Genomic DNA, 16927 nt, shown 5'->3' with positions numbered 1-16927 from the left:
ACTTTTAAAATATGAACACATTCGTCAAAACCTTATTTCAAGACAAACTCACCAGGTGGGGTTTGGTACTTACCAGTCTGTCTGCCATTGTTTTTTGTGTATCGCTTAACACAGCCACAAGAGTAAGCACAGGTATATTCTTTTTGAACTACCTGTTTTCCATAACCTATTTAGTTACCTTATTTATAGATACGGTATGGTATTCCGGATGGCGGCTTTCAAAGGCTAAACTATCGCATACTGCAATTTTATTGATGTTGTGGTTTATAAGTGCATTTGCTTTGAACCGGCAAATGAATGTTTTCAACGACTCGGCCGACTGGCTTTGCGTTTGGATTGTTATCTCGTCAGTTACTTTTTTGCTGGCGGCGTTCAGTGCAGCTATGCCGAAGTATTTACAGAATATGGTGTACTTCTTTTTGGGTGCTGCCTGCTTGCTGTTTGTTTATTATGCCATCTACCTTGTTCCGCTGTATGCTCTAAGTGTAGTTGCTATTATTGGTTTAGGTATATCGCTGCACACATTTATTCCAGCTTTTTTAGCAGTTCTAAGTATCATATTACTGATTCGGGTTGGTAGGGAAGATCGGGCTGTACTTTGCCTATTCGGGGCCGGTTTTACGGCACCGCTTATTGCCTTAATGGTGTTCCTGATTATGTGGAATAAAAGCAACCAAAAGATTGATTTATTAATGAACCAAGCCACCCTCAATGATGGTAAGCTACCTGCCTGGGTGGCGGTAAGCCAGGGGGTTGAAAAAACAGCTATTAATGAACGTATCCTGAAAGCCGGCCTGGTTTACCAAGAAGCCAATCCGCAGGGCGACTTTTTCTTTGCCGGTTTGCCATCACAATCTTTCGATGAGCGTAAGGTGCACGACCCGTTGGTGGTTATCGCCAGCTTGCTTTTCAGCGAACCTAATCTGGATCGAAAAGCGCGCATAAATATTTTGAAATCCATGTATGACGCACGCCACCATGCACAGGATCGCCTTTGGACGGGCGATCACCTGCAAACTTCAAGTGTGGTAAGCAATGTGAAATTATACCCACAATACCGCATGGCATATACCGAGAAAAGCCTAACGGTACATAACATTGCTGAGGGAGCGTGGAATCAGGAAGAAGCAATTTATACCTTCCATATGCCGGAAGGATCAGTGGTTAGTTCCTTATCATTATGGATTAACGGGCATGAGGAAAAGTCGCGGTTAACTACACAGGCTAAGGCTGATTCTGCCTACAAAACGGTAGTGGGCGTAGAAGTGCACGATCCATCCGTGGTACACTGGCAGGAAGGAAACACTGTTACGGTTAGGGTATTTCCATGCACACCACAAGAAAATCGCTTATTCCGTATAGGCATTACCAGTCCGCTGCGCTACCAAAACGGTAGTTTGTTTTACGAAAACAGTTATTTCGACGGGCCAACTGCAAAGAATGCAGTCGAAACCCTGCAGATCAGTTATGATGGTAATAAGCCTGGTGGCATTAAACTGCCGGAGGGGGCAAAGCAGGTGAACCTTGGTGTGTACCAGCTTAACCGCGATTTTAAGCCTTATTGGGAGCTATCCTGCTTTGCACCACAGCTGGCTACTACGGGTTTTACTTTTGCAGATACCACTTATCAGCTAAAAGCTTATCAGCCCCATGCAACGCAATTCAACCCGCAATCGGTTTACCTGGATTTGAATGCTTCATGGTCTAAACAGGAATATCTTACTTTACTTAACTTACTGAAAGGTAAAAGAGTTTATGCCTATTCAGGTTCGCTCGTTGGTATTGATAATAACAATGCACAGGATGTTTATGAGATAGCCACTGCACAGAACTTTAGTTTGTTTCCCGTATTTGAAATTGCACATCCCGAAGATGCTTTGCTCATCACCAAAAACAATGGTGCATCACCAGGTTTACAAGATTTGAATGACAGCGAATTCTCTAAAAGTCTGACTCATTATTTAAAAGAGCCTAAGCAAATCCGAATTTTTAATTTGGGTACAGAAACCACGCCATATCTGAAAGCGCTAAAAGAGTTGCGGGTACTTAACTACGAGCAGGGTACGATCACTGATTTAACCACCCGACTAAAATCACAACAGTTTGCTGGTGTGCAGGAGAATGACTCTACCGTGGTAATTGAGCATGCTGGTTTAATGATACAGCAAACAAAAAATAAGAAGACCGGAAATACAGCGCCAGATCACTTGATGCGATTGTTTACTTACAATGACATTATGAAAAAAGCCGGGGCTGATTACTTCAACAAGAATCTTATTCGCCCGGAGCTGATAGCCGAGGCAGAAAGAGGTTATATCGTTAGTCCAGTATCGAGCATGATTGTGCTGGAGAGCCAAAAGGATTATGAAAGATTTGGTATTGATGAGAATAAGAACAGCCTGAAAAATGCCTCCATGAAATCATCCGGAGCTGTGCCCGAACCTAAAGAATGGATGCTGATTATATTAACCGCCTTGGTAATAGCTTATAGCATGTTTAAACCCGCAATACGTAATTATGCTGCCTGATTTATTAATGGGTAATACCCATGCAAAATCGTTATCACAGGCGTGGCTTGCAGCATTAATCGGGCTGTTTTACGCAGGCTCTGCGGTATGGTTAGTTCCTGGTTATTTTGCATGGGATTGGAATGTGTACCTGGCACTCGCTATTATACCGGTAATAGTGCTAAGGTACAGAGGAGAGCGGTCCGTACGTTATTTGATACCGGCTATAGTAGCTGTGATACTGGCTATATTGTTGCCAGTAAAAACAGCGTTGTTTACGGCCATGCTGCTTGCAGTACTGTTACTTGTTGAAAGCAGTTGGGGTAAAGTTAATCCGGTAATTTTATTTCTGATTCTGCTTGTTTCGCCGGTGTGTAAGCATATTACCCGTTTATTTGAATTGCCTGTACGCTTATGGTTAAGCGAGCAGGCGGCAAATGTATTGAAAGCATGCGGCAAAACGGCACTGGCAGTTGGTAATCAAATAGCTGTTGACGGGTATGAATTTGCAGTCGACCCGGCTTGCGCAGGTTTAAATATGCTGGTTACATCGTTGCTCATCTGTTTTCTGGTGATCGCTATTTATCAGCATAAGCTGGGCAAGGCCTTGGGGTTCATCCATCTTTTACTGCTTACGATCATGACCATAGCGCTAAACATCGTATCCAACTTTTTAAGGATACTTATGCTGGTGCTTTTCAAAGCGATGCCAGATACGGTTATGCATGATGCCATAGGACTGCTTTGTTTAACACTATATGTTTTAATGCCAATATTATATATCATCCAGTTGGCGATTCGCCGTTTTGGAAGCGATGGCATTGCTGCTGCTGTTAGCCAGCAGAAGTCTGTCGGTTTGTTATATCCGCTATTGCATTTCTGCTTACTTATTGCATTTACATGTGCAGCTTATCACCGAACAACGGTAGATACGGTTTATCGTCCGGCACAAACAAGCATACAAGTTGCAGGCTACCAAAAGAGTGTCTTGCCGGGTGGCATCCTCAAGCTACATAATGCAAGCGCACTTGTGTATCTAAAACCAACAGCTTTTTATGCTCCCGAACACGACCCGACAGTTTGTTGGGTAGGTAGCGGCTACCGGTTCAAAAGTGTTAAGAAGGAAAAAGTTGACGGCGTAGATATATACACCGGCGTGCTTGAAAAAGGGCATGACCGCATTTACACAGCCTGGTGGTTTGATGATGGTACTTCAAGAAGCGTAGACCAATTGCATTGGCGCTGGCAGGCTTTAAAAAACGACAAGTTGTTTTACCTGATCAACGTTAATACAGCCAACCAAACTACATTACGCACAGCAGTAAAACAGCTGCTGGTTAAAAATATTTTCAATTTACAATTCTATGGAAACTAATCAAACACAACGCCTGTACAGGCGCATAAGAATCAATATCGCGATCATCATTTTTGGCTTAGTTATTAGTGGCGTAACGGCCTTTCCAATTGAAACTGAACTGGCCTTTTGGCTCAAACACCTCCCTGCAGGTGATAGCTTTATTTCAAATTGGGTTCATACCATATATATAGCCATACATAACACCAATGAGCTATACCCGTATCTTAGTTATGGAACCGATTGGTTAGCATTTGCGCATATTGTAATAGCTATAGTTTATGTTGGGCCGTATAAAGATCCTGTTCGGAACATTTGGGTGATACAATTCGGTATGATAGCCAGTGTACTTATTTTTCCTTTAGCCTTCATCGTCGGACCCATCCGTAATATCCCTTTTTACTGGCGGTTGGTTGATTGTTCGTTTGGTGCGCTATGCATGATTCCTTTGTATTTAAGTTATCGTGATACAAAAAAGCTGGAGCTTTTAACGGCGGCTAAATAAATTAAAAATAATCTACAAAATATATAGATTTTATAGATTATAGTTTTATATTTGATGCTGTTTAGTGAACGTTCTTTTTATACTTATCCAGAAAGACTGAGGGAAAGGCCCTGCGAAGTCTTAGCAACCTATGCCAGCTTTAAGCTGGTGAAAGGTGCTAATTCCTGCTCTTGTACATAAACACAGGAGGAAGATAAGATAACAAGTTAACCAACTTGTAAAGCTGGCTTGCCCGGCAGTCTCTCTGGCATAAGTAAATTCATTTAATCATTTATTTAAAAAATTTTAGCCATGAGAATTTACCTTGACAATGCAGCAACCACACCCTTAGATAAAGAAGTATTCGATGCTATGACGCCTTATTTGCTGAACCATTACGGTAATCCTTCATCGCACCATGAGCAGGGCCGGCAGGCACGTCAGGCAATTGAAGATTGCAGGGCCACAATAGCAGGTTTATTGAACGCATCCCCGCAAGAGATTATATTTACTTCGGGAGGCACTGAAGCCGATAATACAGCTATACTTTCTGCCGTGTATGCTGAAGGCGTTTCGCACGTTATTACCACCCGTTTTGAGCATCATGCCGTATTACATACGTTGATTGATTTGCAGGCGAAAGGACACATCAAGCTTAGCTTTATCGAGCACGATGAAAAGGGCAACCTTGATTTAGCACACCTCGAGCTTTTACTTCAATCACACAGCCGCAGTTTGGTTTCGGTAATGCATGCCAATAACGAGGTTGGTAATTTGAATGATATTGAGGTTATTGGTGAGCTTTGTGAAAAATATAATGCCCTTTTCCATACAGATACCGTGCAAACCATAGGTCATTACCGCCATGATTTGCAGAAGTTGAAGGTGCACTTTTTAGCTGCATCGGCGCATAAATTTCATGGCCCCAAAGGCATTGGCTTTCTTTTTTGCCGTAAAGGTGTGAAACTTAGCCGCCTGATTCATGGAGGCGGACAGGAGGGTAGGCTGCGTGCCGGTACTGAAAATATACATGGCATCATAGGTTTAACCCAAGCTTTACAACTTGCCTACGCCCATTTAGATGAGCATCAGCAGCAAATCCAAAACCTCAAAAATTATTTAATTGAACGTTTGCTTGATGAGGTGCCTGAGGTAAGCTTCAACGCTAATTCTGCCAATGCTGAAAAAAGTTTATATACGGTTTTAAGCGTAGCTTTCCCGGCACTGCATAATGAGCCAGGTTTGCTGCGATGTTTGGACGAACAGCAAATTTCCGTTTCAGGCGGTAGTGCTTGTTCAACCGGTTCGGCCTCGCATGTGCTGCAAGCCTTAGGTGCCGATGAGGATAAACAACACATCCGGTTCTCTTTTAGTAAGTTTAATACCAAAGCCGAGATTGATTTGGTTATTGGAGTATTGCAGCAAATTTATCAGAGTGTTGCCGCTTAATGCATTAAATATATGTTCATGAAAAAGCTTTTAACTGTCCTATCACTTACTGTTATACTGGGTATCAGCTCTCATACTTTACGTGCACAGGTCAATAACAACACAACTAAAGACACAACTGCTGATGATCGCGGTTATTTGGTAAAAGTAGGCGACAAGGCCCCTGACGATTTTGAATTGGTGCTGCAAAACGGAGAAAAAACATCCTTGAAGGAACTGCGGGGCAAAGTGGTGGTTTTACAGTTTACAGCAAGCTGGTGCAGTGTTTGCCGGAAGGAAATGCCGCATCTGGAAAATGATGTTTGGAAAGCTTATCAAAGCAAGAATGTAGTTTTGATAGGAGTAGATAGAGATGAGCCGCTACCGAAGGTACAAAAGTTCCATAAAGATATGGAGATTACTTATCCGTTAGCACTTGATCCGAGTGCGGAAATATTCGGCAGGTTTGCCGATAAGAAAAGTGGCGTAACACGTAATGTGGTGATTGACCAAAACGGAAATATAGCTTACCTCACTCGCTTGTACGACAAAAAGGAGTTTGCCGGAATGCTTAAGGTGATTGACCAGCTGGCTAATCAAAAAGGTACAGCATCGCTGTAACAATCTATAATAAGGCGGAGTGGCCGAGTGGTTAGGTAGGGGTCTGCAAAACCTTGTACGGCGGTTCGAATCCGTCCTCACGCCTCCAATAAAAAAAGGTGTACCCATTTTGGATACACCTTTTTTAGTTAGTAGTATTTCATCCTTCAATTTACGGCTGGCCGGCACCACCTGCGGCACCATAAACCTGGCCCGTAGCATAGCTGGCATCACTTGCCGCCAATTGCACATAAATGGAAGCCAATTCCACCGGTTGCCCCGGACGGCCCATCGGTGTTTGACCACCAAAGCTTTTCAGCTTTTCCTGGGTAGCGCCACCGCTTACCTGCAATGGTGTCCATATTGGCCCCGGTGCAACACCATTTACACGTATTCCTTTAGAGCCAAGCTGTTTAGCTAACGATTTTACGTAGTTCATGGTTGCTGCCTTGGTTTGGGCATAATCATACAAATCAGGTGAAGGATCGTAAGCCTGCTCAGATGTGGTACCAATAATTGCTGATCCTGGCTGCAGGTGTGGTAGGGTTGCCTTTATAATCCAGAAGGGGGCATAGATATTGGTTTTCATAGTGGCATCAAAATCTTCGCTGGTAATATCCAGGATTGACTGGCGGGCTTGCTGGCGTGCAGCATTGCTCACCACAATGTCCAAGCCACCTAAACCGCGCACCGCTTCTTCAACCAAATGCTTGCAAAAAGCTTCGTCGCGCAAGTCGCCCGGAATAGCAACAGCTTTCCGACCTTCCGCTTTTATCAACGCAATCACCTCGCGGGCATCTTGTTCTTCGGTAGGGTAATAGTTAATTGCCACATCGGCACCCTCACGTGCATAAGCAATGGCCGCTGCACGGCCCATACCTGAGTCGCCGCCGGTAATCAGTGCCTTGCGCCCCTTTAATCGGCCCGAACCTTTATAACTGGTTTCGCCATGATCGGGCTTTGGGTCCATTTGGCTGGCCAGCCCCGGCCACGGTTGGGACTGACCTTTAAAAGGTGGTTTGGGATATTTTGTTGTTGGGTCTTGCAATCCAGGTGCTGTCATATCATTGGGGTTTAATGTATCGCCGGCAGCAAAAACAGGCGACACGGTTGCAGCTGCTAAGCCTGCACCTAAGCCGCCAATTACCATTCGCCGGTTCATTTTATCTTTATCAGTCATGATTCAAATAGTATTTTAATGTCTACTATTAAAACCTGCGCTTACCTAATTGGTTTTGCCTATTTTACTTCATGTTAATTTATTTAACTTTAATTTGACGTATGCCAACATAAGTTTTGTTTTTAGGTGTGATGATGTCACACTCTAAACAATCAACTCATACCCGGCCTAATGGTATATCCCGATAAGGCTGAAAGCGCCCCTGATCATCTGGCTTTTGATAAATACGTATGTGCGTTGCCTCAAAGGTAATCGAGCCCGATGCCATATAATCATCAGCCAGTGCTTGCATTTGCCGGAAGGCATCCGGCGTGAAGCCGCACCAAGCCCTTCCTAGGGTCATATGTGGATGATACTGCTCAAACTTATGTGCTGTTGAAGTTGGTTCAAATAATTCAAGTGCCGGCACAAGTGCGGTATGCAGCTCATGCAATGGAGCAGACTCTATACTGATAAACAACACACCTTTGCCAAAACGGCCCGTACCACTTAGCTGAATCTGAAACGGCTGGTAGTTGGCAGCGATATTGGTAACTGCGGATAGCCATTTGTTGGTATCTGCCGGTGTTACGGGAGGCCTTAATGTTATGTGTGGTTCGAGCCTGTTGTCACCGTACGGGCGTTGTATGGCCAAAATGCTGTCGGCGATGTCTTGGGGCGGAATGATTCCTGCAAAAAACTTCATTCTTTTCTGTTTGCTAAATAAATAAGCAATTTTGTGAGCAAACAGTTGTATAAATTTGATAAAAGCTGCACTTTTAACCTCTGTTTGTAATTACATAGCATATGAGAATAGCCACCTATAACGTTAATAGCATCGGTGCCCGTTTACCCATTTTACTTCGTTGGCTGGATGAAACCAAGCCCGATGTGGTTTGCCTGCAGGAGTTAAAAGCACCGCAGGAAAAGTTCCCGGTAGATGTCATTCAGGAGGCAGGTTATAATGCTATCTGGCATGGTCAAAAAAGCTGGAACGGTGTGGCAATCTTATCACGCGGTCATGAAATTCAGGAAACTGGCAGGGGTTTACCCGGAGATGAAGAGGATACACAAAGCAGATACCTCGAGGCTATCATCAACGGCGTTACCATAGGTTGCCTGTACTTGCCTAACGGTAATCCGGCACCCGGCCCTAAATATGATTACAAGCTACAGTGGATGGAACGGTTGCAAAAGCATGCTGCGGGTTTACTGGCTCAAAATAAGCCAACCGTACTTGCCGGTGATTATAATGTTATACCTACCGAAGGCGACGTATATAAGCCGGAACGTTGGGTAGAGGATGCATTGTTTCGCCCGGAAACGCGCGCTGCATTTGAAAAGTTGCTTGCGCAAGGTTGGACGGATGCTGTCCGCAAGCTATATCCCGACGAAACGATTTATACATTTTGGGACTACTTCCGCAACGCTTATGGCCGCAACGCCGGCTTACGGATTGACCATTTTTTACTGAGCCCCGAATTAGATGGCCGTTTAACTGCGGCCGGTGTTGATCGGCATGTACGCGGCTGGGAAAAGTCAAGCGATCATGGTCCGGTGTGGATTGAGATTGCTGATTGATAAAAAGCAGTAACGGTAATTTATTTGCAGCTGTTAGGTGAGTAATAAGGTAATAATGCGGGCGGGGAATGAGGAAGCACAACATAGTCTTGTCTTCAGCAATATAACTGTTGCACAGTTATCAGAAATGCTGATTGCCCGTTATACCAGTGGTAATTATGATGCTGACAGCAAGAGCTGGCAACAAATAAAGCCGCTGTTTTTGGAGATTAACCAGGGCGCGTTCAGCAGTACGCTGATTACTGGCTTCCCTACCGTAACATTGGTACAGCAGGCAACACAATTACATATATCCTGCCAATGCAAGGCCGTTGCCGGTAACCTATGCGAGCATCAGGCCCTAGTGCTAACAGCCATAATCAGGAAGGATGATTACCGGGCGTTTTATGATTACCGGTTACGTCATGACAAGCTGCGGAAGTTTGCTGTTGATTACGGTTTACAGCATGAAAAGAATCTTGATGATTTCTTCAGTATCAGCATAACAAACAGTAGCCTTGTTATCGCCCCCAAATCACCAGCACTATTGCCTGTTACAAAAGAAAGCCTTACATCATTCAGAGAAATGATTGTACCCGAGGCTTTGCCAATAGCAACAGACGATCACAATACAGATATCATCAATTGTGTGGTAATTAAACAGTATAAATACTATAAATACCTGTTTGTTGAGCTGTACCAGGCAAAATCCACCAAAGATGGAAAAATTAAAAATCCGCTTACTTTGGTGCCGCCATTAGATAAGGTTTGGCAAACAGAAGATCACGGGCAGCTAAGATTTTTTACAGGTGTAAACCAGTTTCAGAACCATCTCAATATTAAGCGAAGTGAAACGGACATTGCAGCTTTGCGTGCTATCACAAAAAATCCGTTAGGCTACAGTTTCTTTTATCATAATAGTGATGTATCTGATAAGGTAACCGCTGCTTCCATTGAGCCTACTGTTGTTAAGGTTTTACCAGGTGATTTAAAACTGACTGTTACACTTCAAAATCAGTTTTATGAGGTTTCGGGTAGCGTTAAAATAAGCGGCAAGGTTGTATTGCTCAAAGATGTTCAGCTGTGTTTTACCTACTTTGTTAAGTATGATAAAGTGCTATATTTAGTTGATAGCTTACAAGTTATAAACGTTATTGAACTGTTTGCCAAAAAGCCCGACAATTTGCTCATCCACCAATCAAAATTTCCGGAGTTTAAAACGCAGGTACTTTCTAAGTTAGAAGACAAGATTAAGGTAGAGTACAGGCATATCAAACCGGCCAGCCAAAGTCAGCTGGAGCAGCAAGGTTTTACCGGGCAGGCAGAGAAGATCATTTATCTATCGGACTTTGGCGCACATGTAATGTTGATACCGGTGATGCGCTACGGTGAGGTTGAAATATCCATACGCACTAAAAGGCAAATTTATAGTACCGACGAGCGCGGAAGAGAATTCATGGTTTATCGCAATGAGGCCGAGGAGGATGATTTTACATCGCTGCTCATCCGGCAGCACCCTCACTTAGAGGAACAGTTGGAGAGCGACCTGCAATACTTTTACCTGCACAAAAAGTTCTTTTTAGATGAAGATTGGTTTTTAAACGTGTTTGAGGAGTGGCGCAATCATCATATTACCATATTAGGTTTTAACGAACTGGAGGGGAATAAATTAAACCCGCACAAAGTCAAAATCAGCATTAAAGTATTAAGCGGTATTAACTGGTTTAATACCGAAGTAGGTGTACGGTTTGGCCGTACGAGGGCTGCACTCAAGAAAATTTATCGGGCGGTAAAAAACAAGAGTAAGTACATACAGCTGGATGACGGCACACTGGGAATTTTACCAGCCGAGTGGATCGAAAAATTCAGTAAATACTTCAATGCTGGTGAAATAGCCGACGAACATACCATTCGTATCCCAAAGATAAATTTCACAGCTATTGAGCAGTTATATGACGCCGAACAGCTTGATGACGGCGTGCAGGATGAACTAAATATTTACAGAAACAAGCTGGCAAATTTTGATGCCATACAACACGTGGCTGTTCCACCTGATTTGTGTGGCGAATTGCGCCCATACCAGCGGCAGGGCTTAAACTGGCTTAACTTTCTGGATAATTTTAATTTCGGTGGCTGTTTGGCAGACGACATGGGTTTGGGTAAATCTATTCAGATACTTGCCTTTATTTTATTGCAGCGTCATAAAGTTAGCCATAATACCAATTTACTGATTGTACCAACATCATTAATTTTTAACTGGCAGCAAGAGGTTGAAAAGTTTGCACCCTCATTAAAAGTTTGTACCCTGTACGGATCTGAGCGTACCAAGCAGGTTGCTGATTTCGACAAATATGAAGTGGTGCTGACTACTTATGGTACCTTACTTTCTGACGTAAACTTTCTAAAAGACTATAATTTTAATTACATCTTTCTGGATGAATCCCAGAACATTAAAAATCCAGAATCGCAACGCTACAAAGCGGTGCGCCTGCTAAACTCGCGAAATAAGATCGTGATTACAGGTACACCTGTTGAGAACAACACTTTTGATTTGTATGCGCAGCTTTCGTTTGCCTGTCCGGGTTTGCTGGGCAGTAAGCAGTATTTTAAGGACATTTATTCTTCACCGATTGATAGCTTTAAGAGCAACAAACGCACGGCAGAGTTGCAGGAAAAAATTAAGCCATTTATACTAAGGCGTACAAAACAGCAGGTGGCTACAGAGCTTCCGGAGAAAACAGATATGGTGCTTTATTGCGAAATGAAGCCGCAACAGCGCAAAATATACGATGCTTACGAGAAAGAATTCCGGGAATACATTTCGGCAACAACAGGCGATGTGCTCAAGAAAAGCTCAATGAACGTGCTGAAGGGTTTAACCAGGTTGCGACAAATTTGCAATTCACCATTGCTGATTAAAGGAGAAAAAATGCCGGGCGATGCGTCTGCCAAAATTGACATGCTGCTGGAGCAGATTGAAGGTAAACAGGCGCACCATAAAATACTCGTGTTTTCACAGTTCGTAACTATGCTCGATCTGATTAAGGCTGAGTTAATTAAACGGGGGATAGGATACAGCTACCTTACCGGCCAAACCCGAAACCGAGAGGGCGTGGTAAATGCTTTTCAAACCAATGATAACATACGCGTATTCCTGATCAGCCTAAAAGCTGGTGGAACAGGCCTCAACTTAACCGAGGCTGACTATGTTTACCTGGTTGACCCATGGTGGAATCCGGCTGTTGAAAACCAGGCCATTGACCGCTGTCACCGTATAGGTCAGGATAAAAACATTGTAGCTGTACGTTTAATCTGTCCGGGCACAGTAGAGGAGAAGATGATGGTTATGCAGCAAACCAAACGGGATCTGGCCAATGATCTTATTCGAACGGATGCCTCAGTTATCCGGTCGCTCAATAAAGAGGACTTGCTGCAACTGCTTAATCATGAAAATTTACCAGAAGATCAGACGCAGTAAGATCAACTACTTGCTGTTCTGCTCCATTTGGTTAATGATGTGGTTTACTTCGGCTTCCGTACTTTGCAATTTGCTTTTACATAAAGTAACCAGGTAGGAGGCCCGCTTTACTTTCTCTGCCAGTTCATCAACCGAAATAGTTTCCGACTCCAGGGCTTCCGCAATTTCGGCCAACTCCTCGTAGGCCTGTTCGTATGTTAAGGTTTCATTCATAGTTTTCGTTTTTACTAATAACTTGGGCTGATAAGGTTTGATCGGCAAGTTTTATATCAACCACGTTTCCAATTTCAATGTTTTCTGCACTGTGCAATAGCTTACCATTATGGCTCAAAATAGCAAAGCCCTTCTTTAGTATGTTCTCTGGTTGCAGCATCCGTATACTGGCTTCAAACCTGTTAATAGACAGCTCTTCACTTTTAACTCGGTGCTTGCTGCATATTTTAATGCTTTGCAAGGCATAAGCTAAATCGCATTTCTTTTGATACAATAGCATTTCCGGGCGGCCGGTTATGTTGCCTGCCAGCATGTGTAAGCTGGTCCGGTGCTTGAATAGCAATGCTTGGCTATCCAATGCAATCTGCTGATTTTTTAATGCCAGTGCCTGCTGCTGATCATTTAAAGTGTCTTTAACAGCATTGATTAAACCGGTATTGAGTTGGGCTAACCCTTGATTACGATCGGCAAGCAGTTGTTGTGAGTGGATAATGATGCTTTTTTCGAGTGAAATTATTTCATCATAAAAATCCCGGTTTCTTGCTATAATAAACTCAGCTGCTTTTGTAGGCGTTTTTACAGAAGTATGCGCCATCAGGTCGGCAACCGTTTCATTTTTGTGGTGACCTATACCTGTAATAACAGGAATAGGGAAGCGGGCAATGGCCCTGCCTATGGCATACTGCTCAAAAAGAAGCAAATCTGTTTGTGCGCCACCACCCCGAATGATGATCACCGCATCATAAGGTTTACCGGAATGAAATATTTCAATCAGCTTTTCTACAATAAACTGTGCGTTATTTTCGCCTTGCACCACGGTAAAATATGGGTCAGTTTTAAATGTGTACCCATACGGGTTATGCTTAAGCGTATGCACAAAGTCTTCATACCCTGCCGATGAGCTTGATGAGATAACAGCTATACGCTGTACAACTCTGGGCAGTTCCAGCTCCTGATTAAAGGTAACATAGGTGCCGTCTTTTAAGCGTACATGCTCTGCATTGTCGGTAAGCAGGCGCTGCAAAGTAGCTTGCTTTTGCTTTTCGAGTGTGCCGAGTGTGAAATTGGTATCAATATCGTGCAGTATCAGCTGTAAGCCAAAAGCCGGGTGATACTGCAGGCTTACTAAGGCAAGCACATTAATATCATTTGTAAACCGTTGACCGGTGCTCTGTTCAAAAGTGGCTATCTGTTCTGCGCCATCCGTCCACGCACGTGCCGAAAAGCGGGCGATGATAGTACTGCTTTGCGAATCTTTCTCAACCAGATCAAAATAGTGATGGTTTTTGCCTGCCCTGTAACTATGGCTCGTTACATCAGCAATTACCCAAAATGCACGGCCAGAAAATACTTGGTCCATTACACCGGCTACAATGCCGGCCAGTTCAGATAAGCGAAATTGGGGTGCAGTACTCAAACGTTTCTTTAAAACTCAAATTTACGAATTAGCCTTCATGAACTCTCAGCGTAGAAGATGTAAACTTGGTTTAAATGGGAAGATGACCTCAATATGGCATGAAAATATTTTCTAAATATTGTTGGTTTTTTCAGACTCTATCTTCGTAAATTTATAATAACCAAATTATAAATTTCTTATGAAGTTGCTCACCAAAATTCAGCACTGGGGCGATTGTCATCACCCTAAGTGGTTAGACTATTTCAGGATAGCTTTAGGTATTGTGTTGATCTGGAAGGGACTCGCCTTTGCAGCCAACCTTGGTGCTTTTACCAAATTAATGATGGATAGCATGCTGGGTACAGCAGTATGTATCAGTATTTTGGCCCATTTAATTATTATTCTTCACATTGCCGGTGGCTTTTTTATAGCCATTGGCTCGTACACGCGTTTGTTTTGCTTGCTGAACTTGCCGGTACTTTTGGTAGCTGTGCTGTTTGTGAATGTACAGCAAAGCTATCTAAAGCCATATTCGGAGTACTGGCTATCGGTTTCCGTGCTATTAGGGCTTGTTTGTTTTTTGATTGAAGGCAACGGCGTGCTGTCAGTTGAACAAAAAAGCGAAGCAGTAGCCTGATAGGTTGCAGAAATTTATTGTAAGGCGGCTTTGTTAATTTGTAACAAAGCCGCCTTTTTATTTTCTAACAAAAAACGTTCAGCTGTTTAAAATTTATTTAATACTTTCATTAAATTGTCAATAAAATAAGTACTTGCTTATCATTCTTGCTGTTTTCAATTTTGTTTAACATTTTTGTCAAACAAATGGCATTAAGAGATACAGGTACCGAACAGTTAATAAAAGATACAGCCAAACGGATCTTTTTTGCAGAAGGCAAGCTTCATGCAACTACACAAGATATTGCAGATGCTGCAGGTGTAAACCGTACGTTGCTGCATTACTATTTTCGTTCAAAAGATATTCTGATTCAGCAGGTTTTTAAAGAAGCCATGCAAGGCCTAAATGCAAGATTAGACACCGTTATGGAGTCTGATTTGCCGTTCAAGAAAAAGATTGAAAACCTGATTGATGTTTTTTTAACAGAGGCTGTCGCATTTCCATATCAGGAAACGTTTCTAGTAACGGAGATACTGAATGATAGTTGCCGTATACATGACGAAAGTAAGCCTCAGAAAATAAAGAGCTTTTTGGCGCAGATACAGACAGAGATGGATGCCGGACATATAAAGCCCATGAACCCAGTACATTTTCTGATGAATCTGTTTTCGCTCATGGTTTATCCGCTCATTATGGCGCCTCTGTTTAAGGAAATGTTCAATTTTAGTGACTCGGGCTATACAGATATGATCAACGAGCGGAAGAAGCTCATCTGCGAAATGATATTCAAGTAAAATTCATGCCTGTTTAACAGCAGGTATACATCAGTAAGTTACCTTACATAATCAACCATGCATCATCACATCAACACATTGCATATCAACAAATTCATGAAAACTACAGCAAAACTATTAGCAGGCTTTGGATCGGCTATGCTGTTATTGTCGTCATGCGGCAATAAGCAAAATCAGGGCGGTGCAGCCGCTGCCGGCGGGCCACCACCGGTACAAAGCTTTCCGGTATTTAAAATAGAAGCTAAAAACACAACCTTAAACAGCGATTACCCTGCAACATTGCAAGGACAACAAAACATCGAGATCCGGCCAAAAATTGATGGCTACATTGATCGTATCTATATTGATGAAGGCAGCGTGGTTAAAAAAGGCCAGTTGCTGTTTCATATCAGCGCTCCTCAGTATACCCAGGATATTAACAATGCAGCGGCAGCAGTAGCCAGTGCAAAAGCCGATGTAAGTGCAGCGCAACTGCAGGTAAATAAAGCTAAACCACTGGTAGAGAAAGATATCATCAGCCACTACGAACTGGAATCAGCTCAATACACATTGCAGGCACGTAAAGCCGCTTTGGTACAAGCCAACGCTAATTTGGCCAATGCAAGAACCAACCTGGGTTATGCTTCAGTAACCAGCCCGGTAAACGGTGTGGTAGGTACTATCCCTTACAAATTGGGAAGCTTGGTAAACAGCAGCACAACGCAGCCGTTAACCACCGTTTCAAATATCGGTAATGTATATGCCTATTTCTCGTTAAATGAAAAGCAGCTGCTTGAGTTCTCAAGACATTATGAAGGTAAAACGCTTGAAGCTAAGTTAGCTAAACTGCCACAGGTATCATTAATATTATCAGATGGTAGCAATTATCCTGAAAAGGGCCGCGTAGAAACCATAAGTGGTTTAATAAATACCGAAACCGGTTCGGCCAGTTTCCGTGCTACGTTCCCCAACCCAATGCGCCTTATCAGGAGCGGTGGCAGTGCAACTATACGTATCCCACAGTCTTTAGAAAATGTTATTCTGGTGCCGCAAAAATCAACTTATGAGCTGCAGGGTAAACGCTTCGTATACGTGGTTGATGCTAAAGGCGCGGTTAAAAGTACCGAAATTCAAATCATGGACTTAGCATCGGGCCAATACTTTGTGGTAACCAGCGGTTTAAAAGCAGGTGACACCGTTGTGCTTGAAGGTACATCCAACATGCAGGATGGCATGACCATTAAACCTGACATGCAGGGTGAAGACAAAGTTTACCAGGATTTAAAGTAATTTTTCATATGTACAGTTCATGCTTGCTGAAAACAGTGATGCAGTAACTGCTCAACATAAATCTTAATT

14 protein-coding genes, 1 tRNA gene and 1 riboswitch are annotated in these 16927 nt (G+C 43.0%); of the genes, 11 read left to right on the top strand and 4 right to left on the bottom strand.

Annotated features, from left to right (window positions below; translation table 11 throughout):
* Positions 1–11: 11 nt before the first annotated feature.
* From KHS38_RS02260 to KHS38_RS02235, 6 genes are all read left to right on the top strand, one after another.
* Positions 12–2528 (top strand): XrtN-dependent VIT domain-containing protein, encoded by a 2517-nt coding sequence (locus tag KHS38_RS02260; protein ID WP_213486644.1) that lies wholly within the window; start codon positions 12–14, stop codon positions 2526–2528.
* On the top strand, positions 2518–3882 hold the full coding sequence (gene xrtN / locus KHS38_RS02255) for an exosortase N (RefSeq protein WP_213486638.1): 1365 nt from the start codon (positions 2518–2520) through the stop codon (positions 3880–3882). The genes KHS38_RS02260 and xrtN overlap by 11 nt, the downstream gene beginning before the upstream one ends.
* Positions 3872–4366, top strand: coding sequence for a hypothetical protein (locus KHS38_RS02250; RefSeq protein WP_213486636.1), 495 nt, complete (start codon positions 3872–3874; stop codon positions 4364–4366). The genes xrtN and KHS38_RS02250 overlap by 11 nt, the downstream gene beginning before the upstream one ends.
* Before the next feature lie 80 nt (positions 4367–4446).
* A riboswitch (SAM riboswitch) is annotated at positions 4447–4566 on the top strand.
* A 91-nt stretch (positions 4567–4657) separates the two neighbouring features.
* On the top strand, positions 4658–5794 hold the full coding sequence (locus tag KHS38_RS02245) for a cysteine desulfurase family protein (protein WP_213486634.1): 1137 nt from the start codon (positions 4658–4660) through the stop codon (positions 5792–5794).
* Between the two features lie 18 nt (positions 5795–5812).
* Positions 5813–6394 carry a peroxiredoxin family protein gene (locus KHS38_RS02240; protein ID WP_213486630.1) on the top strand — a complete coding sequence of 194 codons (582 nt, stop codon included), beginning with the start codon at positions 5813–5815 and terminating at the stop codon, positions 6392–6394.
* Between the two features lie 13 nt (positions 6395–6407).
* Positions 6408–6482, top strand: a tRNA-Cys gene (locus KHS38_RS02235).
* Between the two features lie 63 nt (positions 6483–6545).
* Here KHS38_RS02235 and KHS38_RS02230 read toward each other — a convergent pair.
* Positions 6546–7553: an SDR family oxidoreductase gene (locus KHS38_RS02230; protein WP_213486629.1), complete on the bottom strand. Its 1008-nt coding sequence runs from the start codon at positions 7551–7553 to the stop codon at positions 6546–6548.
* Between the two features lie 157 nt (positions 7554–7710).
* A complete protein-coding gene (locus tag KHS38_RS02225; RefSeq protein WP_213486627.1) occupies positions 7711–8238 on the bottom strand; it encodes a 2'-5' RNA ligase family protein in 528 nt (175 codons plus the stop codon).
* A gap of 101 nt (positions 8239–8339) precedes the next feature.
* Between KHS38_RS02225 and xth the strand changes: the two genes are divergently transcribed.
* Together xth and KHS38_RS02215 are read left to right on the top strand one after the other, a co-directional pair.
* Positions 8340–9113: an exodeoxyribonuclease III gene (xth, locus tag KHS38_RS02220; protein ID WP_213486626.1), complete on the top strand. Its 774-nt coding sequence runs from the start codon at positions 8340–8342 to the stop codon at positions 9111–9113.
* A 37-nt stretch (positions 9114–9150) separates the two neighbouring features.
* On the top strand, positions 9151–12570 hold the full coding sequence (locus KHS38_RS02215; RefSeq protein ID WP_349627907.1) for a DEAD/DEAH box helicase: 3420 nt from the start codon (positions 9151–9153) through the stop codon (positions 12568–12570).
* A gap of 6 nt (positions 12571–12576) precedes the next feature.
* On the opposite strand, the gene xseB is transcribed toward KHS38_RS02215, so the two are convergent.
* Positions 12577–12783 (bottom strand): exodeoxyribonuclease VII small subunit, encoded by a 207-nt coding sequence (gene xseB / locus KHS38_RS02210; protein ID WP_213486624.1) that lies wholly within the window; start codon positions 12781–12783, stop codon positions 12577–12579.
* The gene (gene xseA / locus KHS38_RS02205) at positions 12776–14200 is read right to left on the bottom strand and encodes an exodeoxyribonuclease VII large subunit (protein ID WP_213486623.1); all 1425 of its coding nucleotides are present in this window, start codon (positions 14198–14200) and stop codon (positions 12776–12778) included. Before xseA ends, xseB begins: the two co-directional genes overlap by 8 nt.
* A gap of 178 nt (positions 14201–14378) precedes the next feature.
* Between xseA and KHS38_RS02200 the strand changes: the two genes are divergently transcribed.
* The 3 genes from KHS38_RS02200 (at position 14379) to KHS38_RS02190 (ending at position 16858) form a co-directional block, all read left to right on the top strand.
* Positions 14379–14816 (top strand): DoxX family protein, encoded by a 438-nt coding sequence (locus KHS38_RS02200; protein ID WP_213486621.1) that lies wholly within the window; start codon positions 14379–14381, stop codon positions 14814–14816.
* A gap of 185 nt (positions 14817–15001) precedes the next feature.
* A complete protein-coding gene (locus KHS38_RS02195; protein ID WP_213486620.1) occupies positions 15002–15589 on the top strand; it encodes a TetR/AcrR family transcriptional regulator in 588 nt (195 codons plus the stop codon).
* A gap of 96 nt (positions 15590–15685) precedes the next feature.
* Positions 15686–16858: an efflux RND transporter periplasmic adaptor subunit gene (locus KHS38_RS02190; RefSeq protein WP_213486618.1), complete on the top strand. Its 1173-nt coding sequence runs from the start codon at positions 15686–15688 to the stop codon at positions 16856–16858.
* The last annotated feature ends 69 nt before the right edge of the window (positions 16859–16927 follow it).

Origin of the sequence: Mucilaginibacter sp. Bleaf8 (genome assembly GCF_018390515.1) — a bacterium.
Classification (GTDB): Bacteria; Bacteroidota; Bacteroidia; order Sphingobacteriales; family Sphingobacteriaceae; genus Mucilaginibacter.
The sequence above is the reverse complement of the archived record's forward strand: the minus strand, read 5'-3'. Positions and strand labels throughout refer to the sequence as shown.

Coding starts and splice junctions, on each gene's coding strand:
- KHS38_RS02260 (WP_213486644.1), top strand. CDS start 12: ATGAACACATTCGTCAAAACCTTATTTCAAGACAAACTCACCAGGTGG.
- xrtN (WP_213486638.1), top strand. CDS start 2,518: ATGCTGCCTGATTTATTAATGGGTAATACCCATGCAAAATCGTTATCA.
- KHS38_RS02250 (WP_213486636.1), top strand. CDS start 3,872: ATGGAAACTAATCAAACACAACGCCTGTACAGGCGCATAAGAATCAAT.
- KHS38_RS02245 (WP_213486634.1), top strand. CDS start 4,658: ATGAGAATTTACCTTGACAATGCAGCAACCACACCCTTAGATAAAGAA.
- KHS38_RS02240 (WP_213486630.1), top strand. CDS start 5,813: ATGAAAAAGCTTTTAACTGTCCTATCACTTACTGTTATACTGGGTATC.
- KHS38_RS02230 (WP_213486629.1), bottom strand. CDS start 7,553: ATGACTGATAAAGATAAAATGAACCGGCGAATGGTAATTGGCGGCTTA.
- KHS38_RS02225 (WP_213486627.1), bottom strand. CDS start 8,238: ATGAAGTTTTTTGCAGGAATCATTCCGCCCCAAGACATCGCCGACAGC.
- xth (WP_213486626.1), top strand. CDS start 8,340: ATGAGAATAGCCACCTATAACGTTAATAGCATCGGTGCCCGTTTACCC.
- xseB (WP_213486624.1), bottom strand. CDS start 12,783: ATGAATGAAACCTTAACATACGAACAGGCCTACGAGGAGTTGGCCGAA.
- KHS38_RS02200 (WP_213486621.1), top strand. CDS start 14,379: ATGAAGTTGCTCACCAAAATTCAGCACTGGGGCGATTGTCATCACCCT.
- KHS38_RS02195 (WP_213486620.1), top strand. CDS start 15,002: ATGGCATTAAGAGATACAGGTACCGAACAGTTAATAAAAGATACAGCC.
- KHS38_RS02190 (WP_213486618.1), top strand. CDS start 15,686: ATGAAAACTACAGCAAAACTATTAGCAGGCTTTGGATCGGCTATGCTG.